The organism is Mycobacterium sp. (assembly GCF_040509115.1).
Classification (GTDB): domain Bacteria; phylum Actinomycetota; class Actinomycetes; order Mycobacteriales; family Mycobacteriaceae; genus Mycobacterium.
In genome coordinates, this window is sequence record NZ_JBEVLO010000292.1 from 1 (window position 1) to 5,857 (window position 5,857).

Here is a 5,857-nt window from a genome sequence, read left to right on the forward strand (position 1 = left end):
ACAGTGACGGTGCTGGGATCGTCGTAGCGGTCGGGGCAGGCGTGGATCCCGCCCGCATCGGCAGCGCCGTCTGGATCTGGAACGCCGTCCACCGACACGGCTACGACGCCCCGGCGCCCGGCGAGTCCGGAACGGCCGCTGAGTACGTCGCGGTGCCAGAGAGCTGTGCCAGCGATCTCCCAGCCAGTACCAGCTTCGAAGTCGCTGCCTGCCTTGGAGTTCCGGCCTTCACCGCGCACGCTGGCGTCTTCGCAGACGGGCCCGTGGCGGATTCGACCATCCTGGTTCAGGGTGGCGCTGGATCAGTGGGCGAACTGGCCGTGCAGTTGGCCGCGGCAGCCGGGGCCACCGTCATCACCACGGTCAGCTCAGCCCAGGCGGAGCAACGTGCCCGCGACTCGGGTGCCCACCACGTCATCAACTACCGCGAGAACGAGGTCGCCGCAGCGGTCTTGAAGATAATTCCCCAGGGAGTCGACAAAATCGTCGAGGTGGACTTCGCCGCGAACATCCGCGTCGATGCCAAGGTCGTCGCGCCCTACGGCACGATAGCGAGCTACTCGTCGACCTCGAACCGCGAGCCCGTCATTCCTTACTACGACCTGCAATACAAGGCTGTGTCGGTGAGAACGATCCAGGTGTTCACGATGCCGACCCGGCTACGCGCCGCCGCCGTCGACTCGATCAATAGCGCTCTAGAGCGCCGAGAATTGCGCCCCACGATCGCAGCCACGTTCCCGCTAGAGGACATCGCTGCCGCCCACGAGGCCGCCGAGAACAGGCCTGGCGGCAACGTCGTCGTCACGCCCTGACCCTGACCTCGCACGTGCGGCTGGACTCGGCGCTGATCATGTCGCAACGCGCGAGGATCTCTTGCCTCCGTTTGCATTGCATCCAAGCGTGACTGTGACGTTGCCTTGATCACGGAATTGATCCTTTCGCACTCGCGTTGAGCCTCCCGTGGCCAGGAGACTGGTCGCGCCGACGACACCTTCACAGGTGCCGAAGACCATGACGAGGGAGATCAGATGACGACCCAGAACTACGCGCCCAACCGAGCTGTCCGGCTAGGGAAGCTGGGACTCGTGTCAGTCGGCGCGGGAGCGCTGATCACGATGTTCGCACTCGGGGCTGGTACGTCACCGTCGGAGAACACTACGGAACTCACGGTGTCGAAATCACCGATGCAGACCGGTCAGACGGCGACGCGATCCGCTGCTCCCAGGGAGCCGCAGACCCCCAAAGCCGTTCCCGGCTTCAGCGGCCCGGCTCCCCTGCCGGCCGAGCAGAAGGATGCGCGAGACTGACTCAACGGCGCCTTCCGAATGGCGCCAACCGGATGCTCGGGGCGATCCGCCCACACCTTTATCGGTGTGGTGCGGTGGCAACGTCACACACAGTACGACGAGGTCGCAAAGTCGAGCGCGTGGCGGTACAGCGGGTCGAGTGCGCGGTCGCTGGCAACCGACGTCCGCGCGGCATCGAGGGCGGCCCTGCAGCCCCCGCCAAACAGGACGTCGCGCTGTTCGGCCATCTCCGTCACCATCGCGCGGTTGAAACCGTCTATGGCAGTCCGTATCTCATTCAGATCGGGCGCCGACTTCGGCGTGTGCGCCGGGTCGAACTTCCACTGTCCGAAGAGGGTGTATTCGACACCCTCGGTGGCGTGGATCTGGTTCTCGAAGGCCCTGCGGACGAACGTCTCGTCGAGTCCGAGGTTGCGTGCGTCGGCGCCAGTGGTGTCGAGCACCTGATTGGCTCTTGCCTCGTCCTCGATCGAGCCACCGTTGACCCACTTCGACTCGGCCACTGGATCGGCGGTGAGGAGGCGTTGCGCCGAGGTGTCCACCAGTCGGTACAGCGGTCCGGCATCGTCGGCCGCTGCCACCGGAGCGACACCGAACATTCCGAGGACCGCACCGGCGGTCAACAAGAGAATGCGCCGTGCGCCCGTGATCAGTGGTCGTGACTCGGCGGCCACGTCATCGCTGCGCACGGTGTCGATCATTGGGGTTCCTCTCATGTCTGCGGTCTCCTAACCACCAGCAGATCCGATAGTTGGTCGGTCGAACACCCACGCAAGTACGAACATCCGCGTCGGACCCGGTTGGTTGTCCGGCGCGGCCTTCAGCCGGATCTTGGCCCGCACGGAGCCGTTGCACCGCGCGAAGCATGGGACGGTTCTCCCCCGCTTGGCGATCGATCAACGGCAATGTGGTCAGGCCCGCCGACGGCGAGCATCGACGACCGTCAGCCAGATCGCCGAGATGAGGAAGTAGACCGCGCCGAACGCGGCGTATGGGGCGATCTCGGTGATCTGAGGCACGGCGGGCGCACCAGCCTTCACAACGAAGCTTGCTCCAGCGACCGTCGACTGGATTCCGCTGAGGACCATGGGCCACTGTCCCCCGCTGGTCTTCCAGCGCCGCACGGCGGTGCCGAGTTGCAGCAGACCCGAGAGAGACGCCCACACGCCGAAGACGCCGAGCACGGCATTCATGCCCTGGGTTAGCGCAACGGCGACGGCGATGGTCGTCACGGTGCTGACGCCCGCATTGAATGCCTGAGTGGGATTGCGTCGGAGTCCGCCATTGCGCCGCGCGTCGATGACGTTGGCGATCGCATCCCACGCCGGGTAGATCAGGAGCAGCGCGGCGACAATGGCAGTCGCGCTGTTCGCCAATGCGAAGGCGGCAGCCACCCACACGATGGAAAAGCCGGCGCGGGTGAAGTAATACCGTTTGAGCCACGCGTTGTTATCAGCGATATCGCGCTCGTGGCCAACCATCTGAGTCATGTTCTGCTCCTTGATCATCAGGGGAGGACGCGAGCAGGCCGCAGATGAGCTGTGCCCACGTCCTACTCGCACCGGGGGCCCGCCGGCGGCGGGTCCTACCAAAGCCGTGCAGGTGGCTTCGGTCAAACTTCGTCTACCTACTAGATGGGGCGACACTCGCGGATGACGCCGGCGTCACCGGGGCCCGTCGATGCTGGCGGAAGGGGTGGGAGCGCAGCGACGGACCGCGGCGACGGCCGTAACCAAGGTAGGCATGCCGGCCAGACTACCTTCTAGTAGGTAGCTTCTCAAGAGCGCGCGCGAGATTCGAGGGGCAATCCTCTCGTCGGACATGAATTCCACCCAGGTAGCGTCACAGCGACGACGACTCCTCCCTCCCGACCGAAGTTGCCCATGGTTGCCGCCGAACGGCCGATGACGAGGCCACTCCGACAAAGAGCGGCGCAGTGTCCACGCCTGCACTTGCGGCGCAACCACTTTCAGGGAGCAGCCAATTCCCGTCCAGGATCGGCGAAACGATTGTCGACACCCGTCGTGTTTCGAACTGGGGGGAACGAGAATCCGATATCAACGATAACACGCTGAAGCGCTCCCGGCGCTGACCATCGCCACCGAGTCCAGGAGCACTACCGTCGCACAGGTCGAGTAGAAGCGTTCCGCACTGACGAACCGCGCGACCGCGGGTCGACTAGCCACAGGGTGGGTGCACCGCACACACCGGAAAGTGGTCCTTTGCGATTAGCGTGTCACCGTGGACGAACGCAACGAATTAGGTGACTTCCTGCGGGCCCGCCGCAACGCCACCATGCCACGTGAGGTCGGCCTGCCCGACGTCGCGTCTCGCCGGGTGCCCGGCTTGCGTCGCGAGGAGGTCGCACTCTTGGCCGGGGTCAGCACCGACTACTACGTCCGCCTCGAGCAGGGGCGCGAGCGGTTCCCCTCCCCGCAGGTATTGCAGGCAATCGCCCGGGTGCTCCGCCTGGACGATCCGGCTGCTGCTCACCTGTTCCGGCTGGGTCACTGCGCGCCGAAGGCCACTGCGGTGCCCGACGGCCCCGTCAGTGCCGAAGTGTCGCGGATGATGGACGGTCTACGGGACGTCCCCGCGTTCGTCGTCGGACGCGCCCAGGACATCCTGGCGGCCAACGCCATGGCGGAGGCGCTGTACGCCGGTTTCGAGCGGTTCGACAACCTGCTCCGGATGATCTTCCTCGATCCGTTCGCCAGGGATTTCTATGCGGACTGGGACCGGGCGGCGAGCATCGCCACAGGCAATCTGCGCGCCTCATCGGCGCGGTTTCCCAACGACGAGCGTATCGAGCAGCTCGTCGGCGCGCTCAGCGTACGCAGCGAGGCATTCGCCGCGTCCTGGGTCCGTTACGACGTCCGGCCCCGCACCCGGGAGCTCAAGGAGTTCCGCCATCCCCAGGTCGGGACATTGCGGCTCACCTTCGAGGCTCTCGACGTCCTCAGCTCGCCAGGGCAGCACCTTTCGGTTTACGGCGCTGAACCCGGCAGCGCCAGTGCCGACGGCCTTGTCCTGCTGCGGCAGCTCACCGAACAGCGACCGGAGCGCCACGACCAGTCGCGCATCAACGAATCTGCCTGGAAAGGACTCTGATTACGATGACCACCCTCCCCGCGGCGGCGATCGTGCAGCTCAGCCACGATGAGATCAATGACCTCACCGACGCCGCCTGACCCAGACGGCGAGGTAGTGGCCCGCCCACTTCACCAGCGGCGGTGAGCCACTCGCCCGCGACTTGAACGCCGGACGAGTCGTCGGCCCACCCGGCACAGCTCACCTCGCGCGCCTGGAGCGACCGGCGGCGTTCACCGAATTGCCGTCGAACTTCCTGCCAACACTGGACGGACCACGATGACGACCATGTTCGTGACATACACCGGAGACTCCACGACGAGATTCGACCGGCACTACTACGTCAACACCCATCTGCCACTGGTGATGGACACGTGGGGGCCTTACGGATTGCACAGCGCCACTGCGTACTTCCCCGCCACCGATGCCTCAGACACGATCGCCGTCGCGCTATGTGAGTTCGTGGACGACGCGGCCGTCGACGCGGCCCTCGCCTGCCCTGGCAGCGACGCCGTCATGGCTGACGTGCGCGTCTTCACCGATTCGGAGCCCACCCAGCACCGGACGAGCTGACTACCACATGCCATCGGGGCTCCTTCTCGGTGGCGACCATCGACCTTGGGGGGCCCGCCCGCGATTGCTGCGCCACGTGCCCGTCGATGCGCCCATGGCGTTTACCCGTGCAACGCACTCAGGGTGGCTGCGGTGTCCCACATGAACGGCTCGATCTCGATGATGAGCCCGTCCTTCATCGTAATCATTTGCAGCATGGGCCAACTCACGTTGTTTCCGTTGCTTCTGGCCACGGCGTGGACGGTGCAACGGACGAAGACCGTGTCTGGGCCGGACGAGAAGAACTTCGGGTCGGTGACAGCCAGGGTCACCCACGTCGCACCGAACTTCGCCAGCCAGGCCTGGACGCCGTGATGCCCCACCCATCGGCCGGCGTAGGGCAGTGACGACGGATGCAGCACGACACATTCGGGATGCAGCGTCGGCGCCAGAAGGGAGAAGTCCTTGTTCTCCGATTGGAGGTATGCCGTCTCGGCCACGTAGAACCGTCGTAGCACTTCGATCGCCGTCTCGTCGACCATGGTTGCGTCCCTTCCTCGTACCTGGGTGACCGGCAGCCAGGTGATTCCATTCAAATATTGCTTTATTCAACGGGTTTGGCCGTTCTCACCGCGGGGCAGGACGGCCTCACGGCAGCACTCCACCATCAGGTGAGTTGTCTTCCTCTCGTCTCCGGGCTCAATAGCGTGGTGACTAGTCCGATGGCGACCAGGACGACGGTGTAGAGCGGGAAGACCCATTCGAGATGATGGGCGGCCAGCCACGTTGCGAGATAGGGGGCGGTGCCACCAAAGATCGCGACGGTGAAGGAGTAGGGCACGCCGATGCCCGATGCGCGGACCTCCGTGGGAAACAGCTCGGCGAAGTAGGCAGGCATGATCCCGACG

8 protein-coding genes are annotated in these 5,857 nt (G+C 65.1%); 4 read left to right on the forward strand and 4 right to left on the reverse strand.

Translation table 11 applies throughout. The features are described from left to right. Together ABW137_RS20205 and ABW137_RS20210 are read left to right on the forward strand one after the other, a co-directional pair. Positions 1-812: NADPH:quinone reductase (locus tag ABW137_RS20205; RefSeq protein ID WP_526403217.1), on the forward strand; the 812-nt coding region annotated here is incomplete at its 5' end. 216 nt (positions 813-1,028) lie between these two features. Beyond that, positions 1,029-1,307 (forward strand): hypothetical protein, encoded by a 279-nt coding sequence (locus ABW137_RS20210; protein ID WP_526403218.1) that lies wholly within the window; start codon positions 1,029-1,031, stop codon positions 1,305-1,307. Between the two features lie 83 nt (positions 1,308-1,390). Here the strand turns inward: ABW137_RS20210 and ABW137_RS20215 are convergent, their stop codons facing one another. Further along, positions 1,391-2,023, reverse strand: coding sequence for a chorismate mutase (locus tag ABW137_RS20215; RefSeq protein WP_526403219.1), 633 nt, complete (start codon positions 2,021-2,023; stop codon positions 1,391-1,393). A 195-nt stretch (positions 2,024-2,218) separates the two neighbouring features. Further along, positions 2,219-2,797, reverse strand: a complete 579-nt coding sequence (locus tag ABW137_RS20220; protein ID WP_526403220.1) for a DUF308 domain-containing protein — start codon at positions 2,795-2,797, stop codon at positions 2,219-2,221. A gap of 751 nt (positions 2,798-3,548) precedes the next feature. On the opposite strand from ABW137_RS20220, the gene ABW137_RS20225 reads away from it, so the two are divergent. After that, positions 3,549-4,418 (forward strand): helix-turn-helix domain-containing protein, encoded by an 870-nt coding sequence (locus tag ABW137_RS20225; RefSeq protein ID WP_526403221.1) that lies wholly within the window; start codon positions 3,549-3,551, stop codon positions 4,416-4,418. Between the two features lie 267 nt (positions 4,419-4,685). Then, the gene (locus ABW137_RS20230) at positions 4,686-4,970 is read left to right on the forward strand and encodes an EthD family reductase (RefSeq protein WP_526403222.1); all 285 of its coding nucleotides are present in this window, start codon (positions 4,686-4,688) and stop codon (positions 4,968-4,970) included. 101 nt (positions 4,971-5,071) lie between these two features. Here ABW137_RS20230 and ABW137_RS20235 read toward each other — a convergent pair whose 3' ends face one another. Together ABW137_RS20235 and ABW137_RS20240 are read right to left on the reverse strand one after the other, a co-directional pair. Further along, the gene (locus ABW137_RS20235; protein ID WP_526403223.1) at positions 5,072-5,491 is read right to left on the reverse strand and encodes a nuclear transport factor 2 family protein; all 420 of its coding nucleotides are present in this window, start codon (positions 5,489-5,491) and stop codon (positions 5,072-5,074) included. Positions 5,492-5,616: 125 nt separating this feature from the next. Continuing rightward, on the reverse strand, positions 5,617-5,857 hold a 241-nt coding region (locus ABW137_RS20240), incomplete at its 5' end, for an MFS transporter (protein ID WP_526403224.1).